The following is a 22,327-nucleotide window of genomic DNA, read 5'->3' on the forward strand; positions in this document are numbered from 1 at the left end:
TGACAGAGGCGCCCGGTAGCGTTGAATTATGGCTACGCGTACATCGTCGACCTCGCGCTCGGGTGCGTCGAAACCGCGCGCCAGAAACACGACGAATAAGACTCAAGCAACGAAACGATTGCCTCGCGGCAAGACGCCTCCGGTCGAGCCGGAAGGCCCTCTCACCAAGCTCTGGCTCGCACTCGCGCACATGGTCGGTGGTGCGTTCCGAGTTTTCGGTCGTGAAGAGCTCACTAAAGATGAGCGTCGCGACGGCGTACCCTTTCTCTTCTTTGTGCTCGCGATTGTTGGCGCCGTCGTGGAGTGGTTTAACCCCACCGATTCGGTAGCGATCGCCCTCGACGCGTATACCTTCGGTGGCCTCGTCGGTCGCGTGGCCTTCGCGCTGCCCGTTATCTTGCTGCTCTTGGCAATTTGGATGTTCCGGCATCCGTCAAGCGTTCATGACAATGGCCGAATCGGCATCGGCCTCAGCATTCTTATCGTGACTGTTGCGGCGCTGTGTCATGTCTATAGCAGCCAGCCGCATCCCTCCGAGGGCGCCGAGGCAATTGCTCGTGCCGGGGGAGTATTCGGGTGGCTTCTGGCCAATCCGCTGCTCTGGCTAGGCGGCATGTGGCTTGCAGTGCCGTTGATCGTGCTTTTGCTCGTGCTCTCCCTCTTCATTGTTACCAAGACCCCGCCAAACCGGCTTCCTTCGCGACTGCGTGAGCTTTACGCGTACCTCTTCGGCGCGCAGCTGCAGTCAGATGAAGAACGGGCCGCGGCGAAGAATTCGACGGGAACCAACAAGAACGATTCGGTTCAATTCGGTTCGTTGACAGACATCGGGCTTGGCGATGTCAACGACACGGGATCCTTGCCGTGGTGGCGCCGTAACAAGTCTCAGCAGACAGAAGACAAGGCATTCGACAGTCCCGTCATCTCGCGCGATCAGCCGACCGAGGTCGTCGCTCCCGTGTCAAAGCCATCAGTTGCTCCAGTTCAGCCGCCGGCAGCAAAAGATCTCACCAAAAAAGAAGACGAGTTTGGCGTCGAGCTGCTCGAAGATCTCCTCAAAGCAGAAGACGCGGTCAAGAAGTACGCGACCGGAGAAGTGGATGCCGCAGCCACCGGTGTGCGCGACGACGGCCCGGGTATTCTGCCCGGTTTCACGACCAAGGCCAGCGAAAAGGGCAATGCGGGCGAGTTCGATGGCCCGCACGAGACGACCCCGCAGTCCAACGCGGTGTATCGCCTTCCTCAGGCTGTCATGCTCTCGGCGGGAACCCCACCGAAGTCGCGCTCGGCCGCAAACGACGAAGTAGTCGCAGCGATCACCGAAGTGCTCAAGCAGTTCAGCGTGGATGCAACGGTCACTGGTTTCAGTCGCGGTCCCTCGGTTACGCGCTATGAGCTTGAACTTGGTCCTGGCGTGAAGGTGGAGCGCGTTACCGCGCTCGCCCGCAACATCAGCTACGCGGTTGCGAGCAACGAGGTCAACATCCTGTCGCCCATTCCGGGCAAGAGCGCTATCGGCGTTGAGATCCCGAATAAGGACCGCGAGATTGTGTCGCTCGGCGACGTACTACGTTCGAGCGCAAGCACGAAGAGCGAACACCCCATGACTATTGGTCTCGGCAAAGATGTCGAGGGCGGGTTCGTTGTTGCTAACCTCGCCAAAATGCCCCACCTTTTGGTTGCTGGTTCGACCGGTTCGGGTAAGTCGAGTTTTGTGAACTCAATGATCACTTCGGTGCTGATGCGGGCTAAGCCTGCCGAAGTCCGCATGGTTCTCATCGACCCCAAGCGTGTCGAGCTCTCGATCTACGCTGGCGTTCCGCACCTCATTACTCCCATCATCACGAACCCGAAAAAGGCTGCAGAAGCTCTTGCGTGGGTCGTGAAAGAGATGGATATGCGTTACGACGACCTGGCAAGTTTCGGGTTCCGTCACATCGACGACTTCAACCGTGCAGTGATCGCTGATGAGATCAAGCTTCCCGAGGGTAGCCAACGCAAGCTCAAGCCCTATCCCTACCTGCTGATCGTCGTTGATGAGCTCGCTGACCTGATGATGGTCGCGCCGCGCGATGTTGAAGACTCGATTGTGCGCATTACACAACTGGCGCGTGCATCAGGAATCCACCTCGTGCTTGCTACCCAGCGCCCCAGCGTCGACGTCGTCACCGGTCTTATCAAGGCAAACGTGCCCTCGCGGCTCGCCTTCGCGGTGTCGAGCATGACGGACTCTCGCGTGATCCTCGACCAGCCAGGTGCAGACAAGCTCATTGGTCAGGGAGACGCGCTCTTCTTGCCCATGGGTGCTTCCAAGGCCATTCGCGTTCAAGGAGCGTGGGTTCCTGAAAGCGAAATTGCCGAGATCGTGAAGCACGTAATTGCTCAGGCAGAGCCTGAGTACCGCAATGATGTCGCTGTAGTCGCTGAGAAGAAGCAGATTGATGCTGACATTGGGGATGACATTGATGTGCTGCTGGCGGCGACAGAGCTCATTGTCAGTACACAGTTCGGTTCTACCTCGATGTTGCAGCGCAAACTGCGTGTGGGGTTTGCCAAAGCCGGCCGGCTGATGGACCTGCTTGAGTCGCGTGAGATCGTTGGCCCATCCGAAGGGTCCAAGGCTCGAGACGTGCTCGTATCGGCTGAACAACTGCCTGCGGTGCTCGCTCGACTCCGGGGAGAAGACGAGCCGGGTCCTGTCGACGCGGTAGAAGAGTCTCTCAGCGGATACGATGAAGTAGAAAGCGCCTCAGACGAGGACGCCTGGAACTTGACCGATCGGGAGTGATCGCGTGGGCGACCAACCAGTTTCTGAATCCGCTCCGCCCCATCGCGCCAACGCATTTCGTGGCCGCATGATTCGCAAGGGTGACACTCCGGCATCGAACGCGAATATCGCCAACATCATCACGGTTGTGCGTATATTCCTCGCTCCGCTCTTCATCTGGATGCTGCTGCTTGATGACGGCGAGATGGGGCTCATCCGCTACTTGGCGGCAGCGCTCTTCATCTTCGCCATCGTTACCGACACGGTCGACGGCCAGCTGGCGCGGGGGCGAAACCTCATCACGAACGTCGGGATCATCCTCGATCCCATCGCCGACAAAATCCTCACCGGTGGCGCTCTCGTCGCCCTGTCGATTCTGGGCGAGCTGCCATGGTGGATCACGATTCTCATCCTCGTTCGCGAGTTCGGCATCACGATCTACCGTTTCGCCGTGCTGTCGAAGGTCGTTGTTCCGGCCTCCCGCGGGGGCAAATTGAAGACAGTTCTGCAGGCCGTCGCAATTTCCCTCTTCCTAGTGCCGCTGTTCACCGTGCTCGGCTCGTGGGTCCTCTGGCTCAACTGGTTCGTCATGGCAATCGCTGTGGTGCTCACCGTGTACACCGGCATCGAATACCTGTGGCAAGCATGGCGCCACACCCGCAAAACCAACTCAGGAGCGTGACCCTTCCCCAGTGACTACTGAAGAACTCGCCACAAAAATTGTGGCGATTCTCACCGAACAACGACAAACCCTTGCTCTAGCCGAGTCCTTGACGGGAGGTCTGTTGTGCGCGTCGCTCGTGGCAGTGCCTGGTGCATCCGCTGTGCTCAACGGGGCAGTGGTGGCCTACAACACCGCCATCAAACATCAGGTTCTGGGCGTAGACGCGAGCCTTCTCGCAATCCATGGCACGGTGCATCCGGATGTCGCGGCCTACATGGCCACCGGAGCGCGCGAGGTTCTCGGAGTAGGCGAGCAACAGGCGTACTTCGGATTGGCAACGACGGGGGTCGCAGGGCCTGACTCCCACGAGGGCAAGCCGCCCGGAACCGTGTTCATCGGTTTCGCGGCCACTGGCTTCGTCGAGACGAGAGATTTCCAGTTTGCAGGAGATCGTCATGAGATCCGTCAGCAGGCTGTTCAGGCCGCGCTGCAGTGCCTGTACGACTACCTCACTTCAGACCACTAAAGATCAGTTATCAGCGTGCCCGATAGCGGTGCACCGGCCGACCCGTAGAACCGTATCGGGGCTCGACGAGCGCGGTGCCCACGTGCACGAGGTGCTCAAGATAACGTCGTGCGCCGACTCGCGACATCCCGATAATCTCGGCGACCTCAGCAGCAGAGAGATCTGCGGGTGCTGTCGCAAGCGCCCTGCTGACGAGTTCAAGGGTTGCGGCTGAGAGTCCCTTAGGTGGAAGCGCCCGAGTCTGATGGGTGCCGAGAATGAGATTGTCAACGATATTTTGACTCAGGGTCTCGACTCGTCGAACGCTATCGAGCGTCTGGTACGAGCGAGCTACCTCATCAAGTCGTTCTCGGAGGGCTGTCGCGGTAAACGGTTTGATGAGGTAGTGCCGGATGCCGTTAGCCCGTGCCTGGCGCACACTCGCGATATCGCGTGCCGCCGTAACGGCGATTACCTCGGTATAGCGTGCCTGTTCGACCCGCAGCCGACTCAGCACTTCGAGTCCAGAGAAATCGGGCAAATAGAAGTCGAGCAGCACGAGGTCGGGATTGAGGCGGTCGATGGCATCGAGGGCAGCTGCACCCGTGTGTGCTTCAGCGACAACTTCAAATTTGTCATGGGCATCCACGAATTGGCGATGTAGGTGGGCTACGGCGAAGTCGTCGTCAATGACCAGGACGCGGATCGGTGCCGTCACAGCAATACCTCAGCTTCTTTCGCGTTCGTCTGACGCGCTGTTTCGGCAAACGGCAGACGCACGATAATGGTCGTGCCGCCAAGGGTGGGAGAGGTTGCCAGGAGTGCTTCGCCGCCGTGGCGATGGGCGATCCGTTCAACGAGGGTGAGGCCGATGCCTCGGGTGGCAGTGACCACTCCGGGAGGTGGTCCTTTGGTCGAGAAGCCGGGGCTGAAGACCTTGCTCCGCAGCTTTTCGGGAATGCCCGGTCCGTCATCCGATACTTCGATTTCGAAGCTGTGAAACGTTTCGAGGATTCGAACTCGCACTCGTGCTCCGGGGGAGCACGCCTCTGTCGCGTTGTCGACGAGGTTTCCGAGAACGGTGAGGAGGTCGTCGCGTGCCCCTTCGCCTCGAGAGTGTGTGGCGAGCGGTGACAGCGCCGATGACGAGTCCAGTTCGAGATTGATGCCTGACTCGTGCGCCCGCATTTGCTTCACGAGGAGAAGCGCGGCGATCTCGAGATCCCGGATTCCGCTGCCGTTGGTCACGCTCGACAGGGTTCCGCCGTCACCGACGCGTTCAATGAATGAGACAGCTTCGGACACATGGCCGAGTTCCAGTAGCCCGCTAATCACGTGGAGTTTGTTTGCGAAACCGTGAGCTTGAACCCGTAGGCCATCGGCGAGGTCGTTGGCGCCATCGAGATCGCGCATCAGCGCGTGAAGCTTTGTGTTGTCGCGCAGAATGAAAACAGATCCGAGCAGCCGGTCGTCGATCAGTGCAACATCGCACTGCACGAGGAGCACGCGTTCACCGACGAGCACGAGCCGTTGCCGTGACCCGTCATCATCGAGCATCCTCACAAGTTCGTCGCTCAGCACGTCGATTGCTGGGTGGCCGACGACGCCGTGGGGATCATCGAGGCCGAGAAGGTCCGCGCCTGAGTCGTTGATGAGTGCAATGCGACCGTGTTCATCGAGCGCTACTAGTCCTTCCCGCAGCCCGTGCAGCATTGCTTCGCGGGCTTCAAGCAGTCCAACGATCTCGTCGGGCTCGAGCCCATAAATGCGTCGTCGAATTACAGACGTCACCCATGCTGCACCCACCACGCCGAAGACTGCGGCGACGCCGATAGTCACGAACAACACAACGGAGTTTCCGAGATAGTCGGTGCGAAGATTCGATTCGAGGATGCCAACTGAGACGGCGCCGACGATCCGGTCGCCGTCGAAGATGGGCACTTTCACTCGCCAAGATTCGCCGAGCGTGCCGGTTTGAGTCCCGACGTAAATCTCGCCGGCGAGCACGTCGCTCGGATCTGTGGAGACTTGCTCTCCGATGAGTGCTGGCGTGGGATGAGATAGCCGAATTCCGTCGCTATCCACGACGACCACGTATGTCACATCGGATGCTTCGCGCACGACTTCAGCAATGGGCTGGACGGTCTCGCTTGGCTGGTCGGAGTCGAGCGCGGAGATGATCGCGGGAAGCGTCGCGACCGATTGGGCGACCGCAATCATCCGGTCACGATACGAGTCCCTCAGCTGCTGTTCCTGGAGCCATCCCGCCACAAACCCGGTGCCAAGCACAGCAACAAGCACGATCGCTAACTGCAGTAGTAGCAATTGTGTACGGAGCTTCATCGACCGGATCACTGCACCAGTGTGCCCGAGTTTGTGGGGCTGATGCAGTCTTGATGTCCAGAAATCTGGTTTCAGAAAGACCAAAACAACCGCTATGACCAGATTGTTCCGTTTGCCGGTCGCTCTCCCTAGCGTGTGGGGAGTGCTGCGGCTCGTGTGTGCCTGATGGAGAAATCGTGACCCGCATCTCGTCTACGTCAGGCGAGGCAGCCCAGCGCTTTATCTGTTCAGCTCAAGGAGGAGCAATGCACATTTCTTCGTTATCACAGCACCGATCATGGCGGCGGGGGGCCGTCACCGTAGCGGTCGGTCTGTCAGCTTTTAGTCTCGTGGGGTGCAGCACTAGCGGCACGACCGCCGACTCGGACGGTGAACCTGCCGCTTTGTCGTCAGTGAGTATTATCGTTCCGGCAGACCCCGGTGGAGGGTGGGACCAAACTGGTCGTGCTCTGGCTGAGGTCGGCACGAGCGAAGGACTCATCTCATCTGCCCCCGTCACCAACATTGGCGGAGCGGGCGGCACTATCGGTCTTTCGTCGCTTGCCAACGAGAGCGATCCGATCACCTTGATGCTGACTGGCTTTGTCATGGTCGGCGCGGTCGAGACCAACACTTCAGAATCGCGCCTCGAGGACACAACGCCGATCGCTCGCCTCACTGAGGAAGCTGGCGTGATTGTTGTGCCAAAAGAGTCTCCCTACGAGACCTTGAGCGACCTCGTCGACGACATGATTGCGAATGGAAAGGACGTCTCGATCACGGGCGGATCTGCCGGTGGAGTCGACCACATCCTGGCGGCGCAATTATTGAAAGAAGCCGGTCAAAGCTCGAGCGATATCAACGCAAAATTGAACTACATTCCGAATGCCGGAGGCGGCGAGGCAGTCACCCTGCTTCTCGGTAACAAGGTGTCTGCTGGCATCTCTGGCGTCAGCGAGTTTGCCGAGCACGTTAAAGCAGGAGAGCTCCGCGCCCTTGCGGTCTCCAGCGCCGAACCGAGTGAACTGCTTCCCGGAGTTCCCACGATTATTGATGAGGGATACGACCTAGAGATCACGAACTGGCGCGGAGTTCTTGCGCCGGGCGGCATCTCCGACAGTGAGCGACAGCAACTCATCGACTTGGTGACGGCCATCGCTGAGAGCGACGCTTGGGCGCAAACCCTGGAGGAAAAGGGGTGGAGTGATGCATTCTTGGCCGGCGACGACTTCGACGCGTATGTGACCGAGAACATCACCGATGTAACGGCAGTGCTCAAAGACATCGGGCTCATCGGTTAGTGATGACGCCATCACAGTCAGGCTCGTCCGGCGTGTCTACGCCGGGCGAGCCCCGCTCCGTTTCTGAGCTGAATTCCACTCCGCACGTGCCGGTGGGGGAGTACCTTTTTGCGGCACTCACGGCAGCGATCGGTATCTATGTGCTCATCGCCGCCAACTTCATCCGGATTCCGCTGTCCAGCAATACTCTCGGCCCTCGATCGTTCCCTTACCTCGTCGGAGCGCTGCTGTTGTGTGCTGCCATCGCCGTGTTTGTGGGCATCCGTCGCGGCCGACTCGGAGAAGCTGACGAGGGGGAGGATGTCGACAGCACCGTCGATACCGACTGGGTGACGGTGGGCAAGTTGATCGCTTTCTTCACCGCCCACGCCTACCTCATCCAGTTCATCGGATGGCCGTTTGCTGCCGCTGTGCTCTTTGCCGGTTCAGCGTGGACCTTGGGCGCCAAACGGCTCCGCTGGGCTTTCGCGATCGCGCTTGCGCTCGCGTTCACTATCTATTTCCTCTTCGGGCAGCTGCTCGGACTTTCGCTGCCCGCGGGGCCCCTTCTCGATTGGATCCCCTTTTTCTAATGGATAACTTTGCTCAGCTGATGGCGGGGTTTGCTACCGCTCTTCAGCCGGAATATTTGCTCTACGCGCTTTTCGGCGTTGTTGTGGGCACTGCTGTGGGTGTCCTGCCCGGTATCGGTCCAGCGATGACGGTCGCTCTGCTGCTTCCGATCACCTACACGCTCGACCCAGCTGCGGCGCTGATCGTGTTTGCTGGAATCTATTACGGCGGAATGTATGGCGGATCGACAACGTCGATTCTTTTGAATACTCCGGGAGAATCGGCGTCGATTGTTACCGCGCTTGAGGGCAACAAGATGGCCAAGAAGGGTCGAGGTGCTGCGGCACTGGCCACGGCCGCCATCGGGTCATTTATCGCTGCGAGCGTCGCGACGATCGGGCTCACTCTCGTGGCGCCGATTTTGGCGCGCTGGGCGGTTACTTTGGGGCCGCCGGATTACTTCGCGCTGATGATTGTGGCTTTTGCGACCGTAGGAGCGCTCATGGGAAAGTCGGTTTCTCGCGGAATGCTCTCGCTGGGACTTGGGCTCTTCCTCGGTCTCGTCGGCACCGAAGTTCTCACGGGGCAACAACGGTTCACGGGCGGCGTACCGGTATTGGCCGACGGTATCGATGTCGTACTCATCGCTGTCGGGCTGTTCGCCGTGGGGGAGTCTCTCTATGTGGCGTCGCGTCTCAAATCGGGGCCAGTCGCGCTCATCCCGGTAACTAAGGGATGGCGCAATTGGATGTCTAAAGAAGACTGGGCACTGTCGTGGCGTCCCTGGTTGCGGGGAACCGCTATTGGCTTCCCAATCGGCACCATTCCGGCCGGAGGGGCGGATGTTGCGACCTTCTTGTCGTATGCCGCTGAAAAACGTTTGGCTAAAAAGGGTCGCCGTGAACAGTTCGGCAGAGGCGCTATTGAGGGCGTTGCCGGCCCGGAGGCGGCTAATAATGCCGCGGCGGCGGGAGTGCTCGTTCCGCTGCTCACTTTGGGATTGCCCACGACCGCTACGGCAGCAATTATCCTTTCGGCATTCCAGTCCTACGGAATCCAACCTGGCCCGCTACTTTTTCAGAATCAAAGTGCGCTCGTCTGGGCGCTGATCGCGAGCCTCTACATCGGAAACATCATGTTGCTGATTCTGAACCTGCCGCTGGTGGGGATCTGGGTCAAGGTTCTTCAGGTGCCACGACCGTATCTGTATGCCGGCATTCTGTTGTTTGCGGCGCTCGGGGTCTACGCGATGAACTTCAACTACCTTGATGTACTGATCCTGTTGGTAGTGGGGCTCGTGGGATTCTTGATGAGGCGCTTTGGGTACCCCGTTGCGCCCATGGTCATTGGAGGAATCCTTGGGCCGATGGCAGAGACGCAGCTACGCAAGGCCCTTGCGATAAGCCAAGGCGACCTGAGCGCTTTGGTGACAAGTCCGTTTGCGGCGATAGCGTACATTTCACTCATCGCGTTTCTCGTTCTTGGACTGTTCCTTAAATCTCGTCAACAGCGCATGGAGAGTGCTCAGATCGACGTTGAACAAGTTAGTGCCCCGTAATGGGAATATACAGATGCTCTTTTTGATTGGACACTATGTACTCACAACACATATACAGATGAAATTGACTACAGTTTCACCACGGTAAGCTTTTCATCACTGAATTTAAGGGGAGGGTCCAATGGTTCTCGTTCGTCAAGAAATTGGGGACGTACTCCGAGACGTCCGTCTGCAGAAGGGCCGCACTCTTCGTCAGGTCGCTAGCAAGGCAAGCGTTGCGCTTGGCTACCTCAGTGAAGTTGAACGTGGTCAGAAAGAGGCTAGTTCTGAAATTCTTGCCTCGGTAGCTGAAGCTCTCGACACGCCTATCTCCGTGATTATGCGCGAGGTTGGCGACCGTCTTGCTGTCATCGAAGGCGCGACCACGATTCCGGATACTCTGCCAGACGAACTCGTCGCAGAGTTCGATTCGAATCTGGTTTCGCGCTAACCCCATCACGTCGGCGTCATCACGTCAGTGCCCCGTTCCGGTGTGGAGCGGGGCATTCGTGCGTTCTGCGCGCTGTTGTCGCGTTTAGGGTGGAGTCATGCGATTGAGTGAGTTCTGGTTGGCTGTCTCCGATGAATTCGGCGAGGCTTACGGCCGCGTTCTCGTCGATGATCAAGTGCTCGGTTCCGTTGGCGGCGTTACTGCGTCGCAGGCGCTCTCGCGTGGTGTCCCCGCGAAGCAGGTGTGGGCGGCGCTGTGCGATGCCATGGATGTTCCCGCGGATCGCCGCTATGGCGTTGGGCAGCGCGAGCCTAAGAAGTAATCTTTTCGCTCCTGCGTGGCGTGTTCGAACATTTGTTCGATATTGTTAGTCTTCTCCCTAACATCCTTTCGAATATTGAGATTGGATGAGTTACGCACGTCGCTTCTCTGGAATGTCAGAGCATGCCCGTAGCGTGGCATTAGCAACACAGCCTTTGTCGGGAGGTTGCGGGCCTTGCATCATCGGTCCACACCAATCACGACAGCCTATGGGCAGCAACCTACGACCACTGGAGAAGAAACAATGCCATCAGTAGCAGACCGCGAGAAGTCCCTTGAAACTGCTCTCGCTCAAATCGACCGTCAATTCGGCAAGGGCTCAGTTATGCGCCTCGGCAGCGATGAGCGCGCTCCGGTGGAGGTTATTCCCACCGGCTCGATCGCTTTGGACGTCGCGCTCGGCATAGGCGGGCTTCCTCGCGGTCGTATCGTCGAGATTTACGGTCCGGAATCCTCGGGTAAGACCACGCTCACCTTGCACGCCATCGCTAATGCCCAGCGCAATGGTGGAATCGCAGCCTTCATCGACGCCGAGCACGCGCTCGATCCTGAGTACGCAGCGAAGCTTGGTGTCGACATCGATGCGCTTCTCGTCTCGCAGCCCGACACCGGTGAGCAGGCGCTTGAAATCGCCGACATGCTGGTGCGAAGTGGTTCGATCGATTTGATCGTTATTGACTCGGTTGCTGCTCTGGTTCCGCGTGCGGAAATCGAAGGTGAGATGGGTGACACTCACGTAGGCCTTCAGGCTCGACTCATGTCGCAAGCGCTGCGTAAGCTCACCGGTGGCCTGAGCCAGACCAACACGACCATGATCTTCATTAACCAACTGCGTGAAAAGATCGGTGTGTTCTTCGGTAGCCCCGAAACCACCGCCGGCGGTAAGGCGCTTAAGTTCTACGCGTCAGTACGCCTCGACATCCGTCGTATCGAAACGCTTAAAGACGGCACGGATGCGGTGGGTAACCGCACGCGGGTCAAGGTCGTGAAGAACAAGATGGCGCCACCCTTCAAACAGGCGGAATTCGACATCCTCTACGGCATCGGAATCTCCCGTGAAGGTAGCCTCATCGACTTTGGTGTCGACCATGAGATCGTGCGCAAGTCAGGCGCGTGGTACACCTACGAGGGCGACCAGCTTGGCCAGGGCAAAGAGAAGTCTCGTGCTTTCCTGCTCCAAAATCCTGCTATTGCGCTGGAGATTGAGCAGAAGATCATGCGCAAGCTCGGTGTGGGTGCCGAAGCTAAGGCTGCAAACGCTAGCGAAGCGAAAGCGGTTGCTGACGCTGCTGCACTCGCGGAGAAGGCAGCAAAGGCGAGCGCTAAGGCTGACGCCAAAGCTGATGGCCCCACACTGCCGGTAGCGGCTAAGACTGCTGCCGCGCCGCTCAAAAAGGCTTCTGGACAGTAGGAATACTGTGAATTCCTCCGACGACGATTACATCGCCCCCGTCATCAACCTCTTTGCTGACAGGTCAAGCGCCGCGCATGCAGACGTGGTGGAGCCGGCGTCGGAGGAATCCTCCCCAGAAGAAGAATGGGCAGCAGAGCCGGCCGCAGAACCCCTTGCCGTGCTTCGTGCCTTACCAACAATGCGTGATTTCAGCTCGTCTCACGACGAAGAGGAACCACCGCTAGAAACTCGTCGGGAACCGCGATTCGTCGCTGACCCAGTATTTTCAGAAGCAGCGGTTGCGGCGGACCACCCCGCGAACGGATCCGCGACAGCAGAATCGCACGATGGCTCATCGCGAAAGGCCCGTAAGCAAGCTCGGGATGGCTTCTCCGAGATCAGCCGGGTCAGCATGCGGGCGCTCGCGCGACGCGGAATGTCATCGCACGAGATGACGCAGTTTCTTGGAACGCGTGAATTTGAGTCTGAGGAGATCGAGGCAGAGATCGAACGTCTCGAAGGATCCGCGCTCCTCGACGATGCTGCCCTCGCCGAAACACTCACCCGCACATTGCGCGAACGTAAAGGCCTAGGCTCGGGCGGAATCATCGCGGAGCTTCGGCGTCGAAAGATCGACCAGGAACACATTGATGCGGTCGTTGACTTCGAACGTGACGAAGAACAAGAACGTGCAAACGAAGTCGCACTCAAACGCGCTCCGCAACTGCGTTCTCTCGACAACGAAACGGCCAAGCGCCGACTCAGCGGATTTCTGCTTCGTAGAGGCTACTCGGGCTCTGTCGTCTCCTCTGCAGTCACCACAGCGCTGGCGCCGGGTGGCGGGGCATCGTCCCACGGTCCGCGCTTTCGCTGAAGATTTGGCACCCTCTAGCTCGCTAGACCCGGGGACGGTAAGCCGAGGGCATGTGCCCGTAACTGAGAGTGACCATAAGCGTCTGTCAACTCTGCTCAGTGCTGAGGCTTAAGGTGGAACACATGATTGACGAAAAACTGGCGACCCCGCGCAGCTACGAAGTGCGCACCTACGGGTGCCAGATGAATGTGCACGATTCAGAACGCCTGAGTGGTTCGCTGGAGGCCGCCGGCTATGTGCGGGCCACCGATGGTCAGGCCGACGTTGTTGTTATCAATACGTGTGCTGTGCGTGAGAACGCCGACAACAAGTTGTACGGCAACCTTGGCATGTTGGCGAGCGTCAAGAAAGAACACGACGGCATGCAAATTGCCGTAGGCGGTTGCCTTGCCCAGAAGGATCAAGGAGTCATCCTTGAAAAAGCACCGTGGGTCGATGTTGTCTTCGGAACCCACAACATGGGTTCATTGCCTACGTTGCTCGAGCGTGCCCGCCACAATGAAGAAGCTCAACTCGAGATCCTTGAATCGCTCGACGTGTTTCCGTCGACGCTGCCCACGCGGCGTGAATCAACCCACAGCGCTTGGGTGTCGATCTCTGTCGGCTGCAACAACACCTGCACCTTCTGCATCGTCCCCACGCTGCGCGGCAAAGAGAAAGATCGCCGCCCAGGCGAGATTCTCGCCGAAGTTCAAGCTGTAGTCGACGACGGCGCTACCGAAATCACGCTCCTCGGCCAAAACGTGAACTCCTACGGCGTCGAATTCGGCGATCGTCAAGCGTTCAGCAAACTGCTGCGCGCCACGGGCTCCATCGAGGGCCTCGAACGTGTCAGGTTCACGAGCCCGCACCCCGCAGCATTCACCGACGACGTTATCGACGCGATGGCTGAGACTCCGAATGTGATGCCGCAGCTGCACATGCCGCTGCAGTCAGGCTCCGACCGGATTCTCAAAGCCATGCGCCGCAGTTACCGTTCGACCAAATTCCTCGGCATCCTTGAGCGAGTACGGGCGCAGATGCCTCACGCTGCGATTACGACTGACATCATCGTTGGATTCCCCGGTGAGACCGAGGAAGACTTCCAAGACACCATGCGTGTGGTCGAAGAATCGCGTTTCGCCTCGGCGTACACCTTCCAGTACTCCATCCGCCCCGGAACTCCCGCGGCCACCATGGCTGACCAGATCCCTAAAGCTGTCGTGCAAGAGCGCTTTGAGCGCCTCGCTGCCCTTCAAGACAGGATCTCTCGCGAAGAAAATGACAAGCAGATCGGCCGCACCGTCGAGGTGATGGCGACCGCGATGGAAGGCCGCAAGCAGTCAGAAACAGCGCGACTCTCTGGCCGGGCGGAAGACTCACGGCTCGTGCACTTTAATGTTCCTGCCGGAAGCGGTACGCCGCGCCCTGGTGACGTCGTGACACTCACGATCACTGAAGCTGCAGCATTCCATCTCGTTGCCGACACCGAACCCGGGGGAGTGCTCGACATCCGTCGCACGCGCGCGGGAGATGCCTGGGACCGTGCCGAGGCAGCCTCGTGCGGCGTTCCCACCGACACCGGTGCAGCCGACGCGAGTCCACGCGTATCGCTCGGTCTGCCCACGATCCGTGTCGCCACGACACCGATCTATGACCCCAGCGATTCTCTGCGCTAAGTAAGAAATGGCACAACCACCGCATGCCGAGCGCGAGCAGTCTGAACTGACCACGTCGTTGGCAGTTTCTGCTCGCTCCGACCACCCCGGCTCCGCGCCCGACCCGACACTTGACAGCGACAGCGCCGTGGCGTTCCCGCTCGTCGTGGTCGTCGGCGCGACTGGTACAGGTAAGTCTGAACTCTCCTTGAACATCGCGGATGGACTTGCGCGCCAGGGCATTTCATCCGAGATCATCAACGCCGACGCCATGCAGCTGTATCGAGGCATGGATATTGGCACAGCCAAGGTGCCTCTCGATCAGCGCCGCGGCATCCCACACCACTTGCTTGATGTGCTCGACCCCACCGACGACGCCAGCGTTGCTCAGTACCAAACGGATGCGCGGCGAATCATTCGGCAAATCCAGAGCGCCGGCCGCGTGCCGATCATGGTTGGCGGCTCGGGCCTCTACGTCTCGAGCGTGATCCACGACTTCCAGTTCCCCGCCCGAGACCCGGAGGTGCGCGCGCGTCTTGAAGCCGAACTCGACGAGCTGGGTGTTGGGCTACTTTTCCAGCGCCTTCAACAGCTCGATGCTGCGGCCGCGCACTCGATCGGCGCGAGCAATGGGCGGCGTATCGTTCGGGCGCTTGAGGTGATCGAGATTACGGGTGAGCCCTTCGGCGCCGGGCTTCCCGAAGAAAAGAAGTTATGGACTCCTGCTCACATTTTTGGTGTAGCCGCGCCTAGAGATGAACTTGTTCCTCGCCTCAATGCCCGTGTGCAGCAGATGTGGGATTCCGGGTTGCTCGATGAGGTGCGGGAGCTTCGACCGCGTGGTCTTGGTGTCACTGCCGCTCGCGCAATTGGTTATGCCCAGGCGATCGAGCAGCTGGATGGCACGCTCACGGAGGCAGACGCGATCGAGCAGACGGCCGCCCTCACGCGCCGCTATGCGCGTCGTCAGGTGGGCTGGTTCAAGCGCTACGACCAGTGTCATTGGCTGCAGTATGACGATCCCGAGCGGGCAGAGCGTGCTCTGTCGATCGTCATGGGGGAGAATGGAACGCATGGCAACGCTTAACTTCACTAAAGGTCAGGGAACTGGCAACGACTTCGTGCTGTTTTCTGATCCGGATGGTGAGCTTGATCTCACCCCGAAGCAGGTTGCAGCCATTTGCGATCGTCACTTTGGCGTTGGCGCCGATGGAATCATTCGCGCCGTTCGGTCGCGCAGTCTCGATGCTGGCGCTGCGGCGCTTGCCGAAGATGCCGACGCCGAGTGGTTCATGGACTACCGCAATGCCGACGGCAGCATCTCCGAGATGTGTGGCAACGGCATCCGTGTCTACGCGGAATACCTTGTCAATGAGGGGTTTGTTGATTTCGAGCCTGGCGACACTTTGCCGATCGGGACTCGTGGCGGTGTGCGCGACGTCCAGCGCAACATGGCCGGTTATCAGGTCGACATGGGGCGTTGGACGCTCGACGGTGGAGAACCGCTCGTGCGAGCGAAAGAGCTTGAGGTCGCTCGTCCGGGTCTCGGCATCAATGTCGGAAACCCTCACGTGGTGGTAGCTCTCGCCGAAGAAGCTGAACTCGACGGCGTTGACCTCGGGTATATCCCGGTGATTGACCCGCTGCCCGAGAACGGTGCGAATGTTGAATTCGTCGTCCCTGCCGAACCGCTGGTCAAAGATGGCGTTGGTTCGATTCGGATGCGCGTGCACGAGCGCGGCAGTGGCGAAACGTTGTCGTGTGGCACGGGTGCTGTCGCGGCGGCTCTCGCTATTCGTCATTACGCCGGAGCGAGCGCTCCCCACCAGTGGCGGGTCACCGTTCCCGGTGGAACCGTTGTCGTTCGCATGTTCCCGACCGAGGATGGCGAACACGTGTCGCTGAGCGGTCCGGCCGAACTCGTTTACACCGGCAGCCTCGAACTCGCGTAGCGCGCCGCTGAGGGCCGCTGACGGCCCTTCGCTGCCGCCTAGGAGTCAGCGTCGTCGAGCGTTGCAGCGTGGTGTCTCGCCCGCAGTAGCCGGTAGCCCTTGTTAGTTGCGGCGCGAGTGAAACTGAAGTCGTCGGGGAAGGTTGCTTCCATCCAGCGGTGGAGGGAATCCGATCCGAGGTTCTTTTGTACAACCAGCCAGGCGTCGGCGTCTTCTTCGAGGCGGGGTAGCCAGGTCTGGAGAATGTTGTGCAGCTCGTTCTTGCCGACGCGGATGGGCGGGTTCGACCAAATAGACATAAACGTTATGTCTTCGGGAACATCTGCGGGCAAAACCGCGTTAATGTTGGGTATGGACAATTTTTCGGCGTTTGCGCGTACAAGATCCAGTGCGCGCTCGTTGACGTCCACCGCCCACACCGTTGCATGAGGTGACTCGAGGGCAAGGGTGAGCGCCATCGGTCCCCAGCCGCAACCGAGGTCAAGCAGGTTTCCTCCCGGGGGAGGAGCGGGCACGTTCGCCAGTAGAACCTTGGTTCCAGCGTCGATCCGTTCCGGACTGAAGATCCCATTTGACGTGACAAGTTCGCGTTCGACACCAGCAATGGTCGCGTGAATCGTCCGCAACTTGAGATCACTCTCGGGTGATGACGAGAAGTAATGCTCGTTAGCCATGCACAGAACTTACCGAAAACTAGACAAGTAGGGTTAACCCAAATGACGCGAAACACGACAGAAACCAGTATCGAGGCCAACGATGGCGACGACGCCGAGCGTTCCGTCGACCGTGTTCTGGCCACAGAAAGCTCCGACCATGCCGCAGTGACGCGCTTCGGTTCCGAAGGAGCAGGAAAATCTGGCGCTCAGGCGCTGCAATCGGATGCTCACTACGAGTCCGATCGCGATGGTGATCAGTTCGATCGCGAGGATCGTCACGCCCTGAAGCGGGTTGCTGGGCTCTCGACCGAACTTGATGACGTTACCGAGGTCGAATACCGCCAGCTGCGCATCGAGAACGTGGTGCTCATCGGCATCTACGGGCAGGGAAACCTGCGCGAGGCTGAGAACTCGCTTCGCGAGCTTTCTGCGCTAGCCGAGACTGCGGGCGCCGTCGTGCTTGACGGCCTCCTGCAGCGCCGTAGCCACCCCGACCCGAGCACGTACCTGGGCAAGGGCAAGGCGCGTGAGCTGAAGGACGTGGTGGCCGCGACCGGCGCCGATACCGTGATCGCCGATACCGAGCTCGCTCCCAGCCAGCGGCGCGCTCTTGAAGACGTTGTGGGTGTCAAGGTCATCGACCGCACTGCGGTAATTCTTGACATCTTCAGCCAGCACGCGACGAGCCGCGAGGGCAAGGCCCAAGTTGAGCTCGCTCAAATGGAGTACTTGCTTCCCCGTCTGCGTGGTTGGGGTGAATCGATGTCCCGCCAGGCCGGTGGCCAGGTCGGTGGTGCGGGTGCCGGTATGGGTAGCCGTGGCCCCGGTGAGACCAAGATTGAGCTCGATCGTCGCCGTATCCATACGCGGATGGCGCGCCTACGCAAGCAGATCAAGGGCTTTGCGCCGGCACGTGAAGCGAAGCGCGCAAACCGTGATCGCTTTGAGGTTCCGAGCGTTGCTATCGCGGGCTATACGAACGCGGGCAAGTCAAGCCTGTTGAACCGCCTGACGCGCGCGGGTGTGCTCGTGGAGAACGCCCTGTTCGCGACCCTCGACGCAACCGTGCGCAAGTCGGCAACTGCCGATGGTCGGCTGTACACGTTGAGTGACACGGTTGGTTTCGTGCGCAACTTGCCGCATCAGCTGGTGGAAGCTTTCCGTTCGACGCTCGAAGAGATCGGTCAGTCCGATGTCATCGTGCACGTTGTTGACGCCTCGCATCCTGATCCTGGAGCTCAGCTCGCCACGGTGCGTGATGTTATTGGCGAACTCGGTGCGCGTGACATTCCCGAGATCGTTGTTTTCAACAAGAGCGATCTTGCGGATGACGATCAGCGTCTGCTAATTCGTGGCCTGGAGCCGACGGGCATTTTTGTCTCGGCGCGCTCCGGTGAGGGCATCGACGAGCTCAATGCGCGCATCGCAGAACTCTTGCCTTCTCCTGAGATTGAGGTGACTCTGCTCGTGCCGTATGACCGCGGCGAGGTCATTTCACGCCTCCACGTGCAGGGTCGAGTGATCTCGACCGATTACCGCGAAGAGGGCACGCTGGTTACCGCACTGGTGCACCCGGCGCGGGTTCCTGAGATCGAAGAGTTTATTTCGCAGCGGGCCTAGCGGTTGCGGAATTGCGGTGTTGTGCGTGCTCTAGAGCGCGCGCAACACTGTTACTACTTTGCCGAGCACTTGGGCGTAGTCACCGAGGATCGGCTCGAAGTTTGAGTTGCGAGGCAATAGCCAGGTATGACCGTCGCGCTGACGGAATACCTTGACTGTTGCTTCTTCGTCGAGCATGGCGGCGACGATATCGCCGTTCTCAGCAGTCTGCTGTTGACGCACGACGACCCAGTCGCCGTCACAGATGGCGGCATCGATCATGGAATCTCCCACGACCTTCAGCATGAAGAGTTCACCCTTGCCCACGAGTTGACGGGGGAGCGGGAACACTTCTTCAACATGCTGCTCGGCGGTGATCGGGATTCCGGCGGCGATACGACCGACAAGCGGCACCATTGCTGCGTCGCCCATTGACGGGCTGATCGTGCTGGATTCGTCGACGGCGTTGGGTACGTCAATAAGAACTTCGATGGCGCGAGGGCGATTGGGGTCGCGGCGCACGTAGCCACTGAGCTCGAGCTGGTTGAGCTGGTGGGTAACGCTCGACAGTGAGGAGAGGCCGACGGCATCGCCGATCTCGCGCATGCTCGGCGGGTACCCCTGGGTGGCGACTGCTCGCTGAATCATTTCGAGGATTGCCTGCTGCTTAGCGCTCAGGCTGGTGCGCCGTCGCGTTCCGCGCTCAGATGCGTCGTCACGGGGTGCTGTTGCGTCAGTCACGGAGTCCTCTTATTTCTGCCACCGACGATTCCAATGTCAGTGGCTCATTCGAAACTGTATCCGCAGAAGGGGCCAAAAACAAACATTTGTTCGAGTGTCGAGAGCAAATGTCAGTGGCTTCTTCGAATATGTACTTGATATTCGAACTATTCGAATGTATGTTCGGAACACAACTTCGCATCCGGTTCTCCCGGCCGAGAGCCGGATGCGATACCACCCTCAAGAGGAGCGAATGATGTCTACTGCTGTGATTGCACCTAACGCGGCTGTCCGTGCTCGGCAGTCCGCACCGCGTCTTCGCCTCACCACGCGTGGTCGTGTCGTCTTGATGACTCTCGCGGCGACGCCGCTGGTTATTGCGGCCCTTCTTCTCTCGCTCAACAGCGGCGGTGCTGCTGCGACGCTCGAGTCGAATGAGAACGCCTTCGTCTATGTCGATGTCTCGGCGGGTCAGTCGCTATGGAACATCGCCGAGCAGCACGCCCCAGGCCACGACCCGCGTGAGGTTGTTGCCCAGTTGATCGAAGTGAACCAAATGTCGTCAGCAGACATTTTTGCGGGCCAAGAACTCGCGATCCCCGCGAGCTTCTCTAACTAGTCTGCCAAGCTCCGCTGGTGTCGCCGCAGGCCCCCGGCATTCGGCCACAGCCTGTTCCTCTACCATTGGTGGAGTGACTTCGCTATCAGATCTCCCCATTCGTGATGACCTCCGCGGTCGCACTCCCTACGGTGCACCAACCGATCCGGTTCGCATCCAGCTGAACGTCAACGAAAACACGCATCCGATTCCGGAGGCGGTCGCTACCGACATCGTCATGGCTCTTGCCGGCGCTGTCATGAATGCCAACCGCTACCCCGACCGCGAATTCACTGAACTCCGCGAATCACTTGCGGCCTACCTCGGTCACGGCCTTGCTGCCGACAACATCTGGGCGGCCAATGGTTCCAACGAAGTGCTTCAGCAGACGCTTCAGGCTTTCGGCGGGCCAGGTCGTCGCGTGCTTGGCTTTCCGCCCACCTACTCGATGCACTCCATCATCGCCTCGGGCACCGGCACCGAGTGGGTTACGGCACCGCGCGATCCTGGCTACGACATCACGCCCGAGAGCGTCGTTGCCGCAATCGCTGAGCACACGCCCGACGTCGTTTTTCTCTGTTCCCCTAACAATCCCACTGGTACTCCGGTCAGCAATGACACGATCGTCGCGGCGTACGACGCTACCGATGGCATCGTGCTCGTCGACGAAGCGTATGCCGAGTTCTCCGATCGCGAATCGGCTCTCGCGCTGCTCGAAGGTCGCCCGCGACTTCTCGTGTCCCGCACGATGAGCAAGGCATTCGCCTTCGCCGGTGCCCGAGTGGGCTATCTCGCCGCTGATCCGGCAATTGCCGATGCCCTGCGTTTGGTGCGACTTCCGTATCACCTGTCTGCACTCACGCAGGCGGCGGCCGTTGCCGCACTGGCCCACGCTCCCGCAATGCTTGCGATGGTCGACGAGATCAAGGCGCAGCGTGATCGCATGAGCGCCGGACTTGAAGCATTGGGGTTCACCCCGGTGCCCAGCGAGTCCAACTTCGTATTGTTTGGCAACGTAGCTGATCCTCAGGAGCTGTTCCACAAGCTCCTTATCCAGGACATCCTGATCCGCGACGTCGGCATCCCGCACCACTTGCGGGTCACCGCGGGTACCGAAGAAGAAACGACTGCGTTCTTGGATGCGATGGCCGACCTCCAGACGCTCGGTAGAGTTGAACAATGACCTCACAGCGCACCGCGACAATTACGCGCGAAACCAGCGAGTCGAGCATCGAGCTTTCGATCAATCTCGACGGCACCGGCACCTCATCTATCGACACAAGCGTGCCCTTCTATGACCACATGCTGACGGCGTTCTCGAAGCACTCGCTCATCGACCTCACCGTCAAGGCCACTGGGGATACGCACATCGATGTGCACCACACTGTCGAAGACATTGGCATTGCGCTCGGAATGGCCATCAGGCAGGCACTCGGCACGAAGGTCGGCATTTCGCGCTACGGTGACGCACTTGTTCCTCTCGATGAGGCCCTCGTGCGTGCTGTTGTTGACGTCTCTGGTCGTCCCTATCTCGTTCACACCGGCGAGCCTGCTGGCTTCGAGATGCACCTTATTGGTGGACACTTCACCGGCTCGATGGTGCGTCACGTCTTTGAGGCGATCAGCTACAACGCGGGCATCACCGTCCACGTGACGGTTCTGGGTGGCCGCGACCCGCACCACATTGCTGAAGCTGAGTTCAAGGCCTTCGCTCGCGCGATGCGCGCCGCTGTGGAGCCGGATGCCCGGGTAACAGGCATTCCGTCGACGAAGGGTGCGCTCTAGAGTGGTTGCTCCTTCAGTTGTCATTCTCGATTACGGTTCCGGCAACATTCACTCCGCAGCGAAGGCTCTTGAGGCTGCTGGTGCGAACGTTCGCTTGAGTGCGGATCGTTCGGTCGCTGAGGCGGCTGACGGGCTCCTCGTGCCCGGCGTTGGTGCTTTTGCTGCTGTGATGTCGGCGCTCGAGTCAGTTCGCGGGGGCGCAATCATCGAGAAGCGCCTCACCGGAAGTCGCCCGGTTATGGGTATTTGTGTCGGCATGCAGGTGCTCTTCGCCTCGGGCGACGAACATGGTATTCAGACCGAAGGCCTCAACGAGTGGCCTGGTGTTGTAGAAAAGTTACCCGCCCCGGTTTTGCCGCACATGGGGTGGAATACTGTCGAGACTCCTGACGACACGACGCTGTTTGATTCGGTGCGCGACGAACGTTTCTATTTTGTGCACTCCTACGCCGCACAACAGTGGACGCTTGATGTTCAGCCACCTTTTCCGCAGCCGAAGCTCACGTGGGCAGACCATGGTGGCCGATTCTTGGCCGCGGTCGAAAACGGGCCATTGACTGCCACTCAATTTCACCCCGAGAAGTCGGGCGAAGCTGGAATCCGACTACTAAGCAACTGGTTGAAGACCTTCTGATTTTGCGTTGGTTCTACGTGCACTAGTATCGGATGCTTGTGCGCGGCGTTCCGCGGTCA

Annotated in this window: 22 protein-coding genes; 18 read left to right on the plus strand and 4 right to left on the minus strand. The window is 59.5% G+C overall.

Annotation, left to right across the window (positions count from 1 at the left end; translation table 11 throughout):
* The first annotated feature begins 28 nt into the window (after nt 1-28).
* The 3 genes from I6E56_RS14515 to I6E56_RS14525 are packed head-to-tail and all read left to right on the plus strand — an operon-like array spanning nt 29 to nt 3,957.
* Entirely contained in the window at nt 29-2,788 is a 2,760-nt protein-coding gene (locus tag I6E56_RS14515) for a DNA translocase FtsK (RefSeq protein ID WP_197139231.1), read from the plus strand.
* A 4-nt stretch (nt 2,789-2,792) separates the two neighbouring features.
* A complete protein-coding gene (gene pgsA, locus I6E56_RS14520; protein WP_307842878.1) occupies nt 2,793-3,449 on the plus strand; it encodes a CDP-diacylglycerol--glycerol-3-phosphate 3-phosphatidyltransferase in 657 nt (218 codons plus the stop codon).
* Nucleotides 3,450-3,459: 10 nt separating this feature from the next.
* The gene (locus tag I6E56_RS14525; RefSeq protein ID WP_197139232.1) at nt 3,460-3,957 is read left to right on the plus strand and encodes a CinA family protein; all 498 of its coding nucleotides are present in this window, start codon (nt 3,460-3,462) and stop codon (nt 3,955-3,957) included.
* A gap of 10 nt (nt 3,958-3,967) precedes the next feature.
* Here the strand turns inward: I6E56_RS14525 and I6E56_RS14530 are convergent, their stop codons facing one another.
* Nucleotides 3,968-4,654, minus strand: coding sequence for a response regulator (locus tag I6E56_RS14530; protein ID WP_197139233.1), 687 nt, complete (start codon nt 4,652-4,654; stop codon nt 3,968-3,970).
* Nucleotides 4,651-6,279, minus strand: coding sequence for a sensor histidine kinase (locus tag I6E56_RS14535; RefSeq protein ID WP_197139234.1), 1,629 nt, complete (start codon nt 6,277-6,279; stop codon nt 4,651-4,653). Before I6E56_RS14535 ends, I6E56_RS14530 begins: the two co-directional genes overlap by 4 nt.
* A gap of 392 nt (nt 6,280-6,671) precedes the next feature.
* Here I6E56_RS14535 and I6E56_RS14540 point away from each other — a divergent pair, with 392 nt between their 5' ends.
* The 10 genes from I6E56_RS14540 (at nt 6,672) to dapF (ending at nt 16,276) form a co-directional block, all read left to right on the plus strand.
* A complete protein-coding gene (locus I6E56_RS14540; protein WP_307842879.1) occupies nt 6,672-7,559 on the plus strand; it encodes a tripartite tricarboxylate transporter substrate-binding protein in 888 nt (295 codons plus the stop codon).
* 2 nt (nt 7,560-7,561) lie between these two features.
* Nucleotides 7,562-8,131, plus strand: a complete 570-nt coding sequence (locus I6E56_RS14545) for a tripartite tricarboxylate transporter TctB family protein (RefSeq protein ID WP_197139236.1) — start codon at nt 7,562-7,564, stop codon at nt 8,129-8,131.
* A complete protein-coding gene (locus tag I6E56_RS14550; RefSeq protein ID WP_197139237.1) occupies nt 8,131-9,669 on the plus strand; it encodes a tripartite tricarboxylate transporter permease in 1,539 nt (512 codons plus the stop codon). The genes I6E56_RS14545 and I6E56_RS14550 overlap by 1 nt, the downstream gene beginning before the upstream one ends.
* Nucleotides 9,670-9,790: 121 nt before the next feature.
* Nucleotides 9,791-10,099, plus strand: coding sequence for a helix-turn-helix domain-containing protein (locus I6E56_RS14555; protein WP_009771924.1), 309 nt, complete (start codon nt 9,791-9,793; stop codon nt 10,097-10,099).
* A gap of 97 nt (nt 10,100-10,196) precedes the next feature.
* The gene (locus I6E56_RS14560) at nt 10,197-10,421 is read left to right on the plus strand and encodes a DUF3046 domain-containing protein (protein WP_197139238.1); all 225 of its coding nucleotides are present in this window, start codon (nt 10,197-10,199) and stop codon (nt 10,419-10,421) included.
* Between the two features lie 243 nt (nt 10,422-10,664).
* A complete protein-coding gene (gene recA, locus I6E56_RS14565) occupies nt 10,665-11,831 on the plus strand; it encodes a recombinase RecA (protein ID WP_197139239.1) in 1,167 nt (388 codons plus the stop codon).
* A 7-nt stretch (nt 11,832-11,838) separates the two neighbouring features.
* Nucleotides 11,839-12,687, plus strand: a complete 849-nt coding sequence (locus tag I6E56_RS14570; RefSeq protein ID WP_197139240.1) for a regulatory protein RecX — start codon at nt 11,839-11,841, stop codon at nt 12,685-12,687.
* Nucleotides 12,688-12,809: 122 nt separating this feature from the next.
* Complete coding sequence (gene miaB, locus I6E56_RS14575; RefSeq protein WP_197139241.1) at nt 12,810-14,345, plus strand: tRNA (N6-isopentenyl adenosine(37)-C2)-methylthiotransferase MiaB; 1,536 nt, start codon at nt 12,810-12,812, stop codon at nt 14,343-14,345.
* 7 nt (nt 14,346-14,352) lie between these two features.
* Entirely contained in the window at nt 14,353-15,411 is a 1,059-nt protein-coding gene (miaA, locus tag I6E56_RS14580) for a tRNA (adenosine(37)-N6)-dimethylallyltransferase MiaA (protein WP_197139242.1), read from the plus strand.
* Nucleotides 15,398-16,276 (plus strand): diaminopimelate epimerase, encoded by an 879-nt coding sequence (gene dapF, locus I6E56_RS14585; RefSeq protein WP_197139243.1) that lies wholly within the window; start codon nt 15,398-15,400, stop codon nt 16,274-16,276. Before miaA ends, dapF begins: the two co-directional genes overlap by 14 nt.
* A gap of 38 nt (nt 16,277-16,314) precedes the next feature.
* Here the strand turns inward: dapF and I6E56_RS14590 are convergent, their stop codons facing one another.
* Nucleotides 16,315-16,950 (minus strand): class I SAM-dependent methyltransferase, encoded by a 636-nt coding sequence (locus tag I6E56_RS14590; RefSeq protein WP_197139244.1) that lies wholly within the window; start codon nt 16,948-16,950, stop codon nt 16,315-16,317.
* Nucleotides 16,951-16,992: 42 nt separating this feature from the next.
* Here I6E56_RS14590 and hflX point away from each other — a divergent pair, with 42 nt between their 5' ends.
* A complete protein-coding gene (gene hflX, locus I6E56_RS14595; protein ID WP_197139245.1) occupies nt 16,993-18,552 on the plus strand; it encodes a GTPase HflX in 1,560 nt (519 codons plus the stop codon).
* Nucleotides 18,553-18,582: 30 nt separating this feature from the next.
* On the opposite strand, the gene lexA is transcribed toward hflX, so the two are convergent.
* Nucleotides 18,583-19,272 carry a transcriptional repressor LexA gene (gene lexA / locus I6E56_RS14600; protein ID WP_197139246.1) on the minus strand — a complete coding sequence of 230 codons (690 nt, stop codon included), beginning with the start codon at nt 19,270-19,272 and terminating at the stop codon, nt 18,583-18,585.
* Nucleotides 19,273-19,507: 235 nt separating this feature from the next.
* Between lexA and I6E56_RS14605 the strand changes: the two genes are divergently transcribed.
* The 4 genes from I6E56_RS14605 (at nt 19,508) to hisH (ending at nt 22,268) form a co-directional block, all read left to right on the plus strand.
* Nucleotides 19,508-19,870: a LysM peptidoglycan-binding domain-containing protein gene (locus I6E56_RS14605; RefSeq protein ID WP_197139247.1), complete on the plus strand. Its 363-nt coding sequence runs from the start codon at nt 19,508-19,510 to the stop codon at nt 19,868-19,870.
* Nucleotides 19,871-19,943: 73 nt separating this feature from the next.
* Nucleotides 19,944-21,032 carry a histidinol-phosphate transaminase gene (locus I6E56_RS14610; protein ID WP_197139248.1) on the plus strand — a complete coding sequence of 363 codons (1,089 nt, stop codon included), beginning with the start codon at nt 19,944-19,946 and terminating at the stop codon, nt 21,030-21,032.
* Entirely contained in the window at nt 21,029-21,634 is a 606-nt protein-coding gene (gene hisB / locus I6E56_RS14615) for an imidazoleglycerol-phosphate dehydratase HisB (protein ID WP_197139249.1), read from the plus strand. Before I6E56_RS14610 ends, hisB begins: the two co-directional genes overlap by 4 nt.
* Before the next feature lies 1 nt (nt 21,635).
* Nucleotides 21,636-22,268: an imidazole glycerol phosphate synthase subunit HisH gene (hisH, locus tag I6E56_RS14620; RefSeq protein ID WP_197139250.1), complete on the plus strand. Its 633-nt coding sequence runs from the start codon at nt 21,636-21,638 to the stop codon at nt 22,266-22,268.
* The last annotated feature ends 59 nt before the right edge of the window (nt 22,269-22,327 follow it).

Source organism: Salinibacterium sp. NK8237 (genome assembly GCF_015864955.1).
Taxonomy (GTDB): domain Bacteria; phylum Actinomycetota; class Actinomycetes; order Actinomycetales; family Microbacteriaceae; genus Rhodoglobus.

Coding starts and splice junctions, on each gene's coding strand:
- I6E56_RS14590 (WP_197139244.1), bottom strand. CDS start 16,950: ATGGCTAACGAGCATTACTTCTCGTCATCACCCGAGAGTGATCTCAAG.
- I6E56_RS14555 (WP_009771924.1), top strand. CDS start 9,791: ATGGTTCTCGTTCGTCAAGAAATTGGGGACGTACTCCGAGACGTCCGT.
- I6E56_RS14515 (WP_197139231.1), top strand. CDS start 29: ATGGCTACGCGTACATCGTCGACCTCGCGCTCGGGTGCGTCGAAACCG.
- hisB (WP_197139249.1), top strand. CDS start 21,029: ATGACCTCACAGCGCACCGCGACAATTACGCGCGAAACCAGCGAGTCG.
- hflX (WP_197139245.1), top strand. CDS start 16,993: ATGACGCGAAACACGACAGAAACCAGTATCGAGGCCAACGATGGCGAC.
- I6E56_RS14535 (WP_197139234.1), bottom strand. CDS start 6,279: ATGAAGCTCCGTACACAATTGCTACTACTGCAGTTAGCGATCGTGCTT.
- I6E56_RS14550 (WP_197139237.1), top strand. CDS start 8,131: ATGGATAACTTTGCTCAGCTGATGGCGGGGTTTGCTACCGCTCTTCAG.
- miaB (WP_197139241.1), top strand. CDS start 12,810: ATGATTGACGAAAAACTGGCGACCCCGCGCAGCTACGAAGTGCGCACC.
- I6E56_RS14560 (WP_197139238.1), top strand. CDS start 10,197: ATGCGATTGAGTGAGTTCTGGTTGGCTGTCTCCGATGAATTCGGCGAG.
- recA (WP_197139239.1), top strand. CDS start 10,665: ATGCCATCAGTAGCAGACCGCGAGAAGTCCCTTGAAACTGCTCTCGCT.
- miaA (WP_197139242.1), top strand. CDS start 14,353: ATGGCACAACCACCGCATGCCGAGCGCGAGCAGTCTGAACTGACCACG.
- I6E56_RS14605 (WP_197139247.1), top strand. CDS start 19,508: ATGTCTACTGCTGTGATTGCACCTAACGCGGCTGTCCGTGCTCGGCAG.
- dapF (WP_197139243.1), top strand. CDS start 15,398: ATGGCAACGCTTAACTTCACTAAAGGTCAGGGAACTGGCAACGACTTC.
- I6E56_RS14545 (WP_197139236.1), top strand. CDS start 7,562: ATGACGCCATCACAGTCAGGCTCGTCCGGCGTGTCTACGCCGGGCGAG.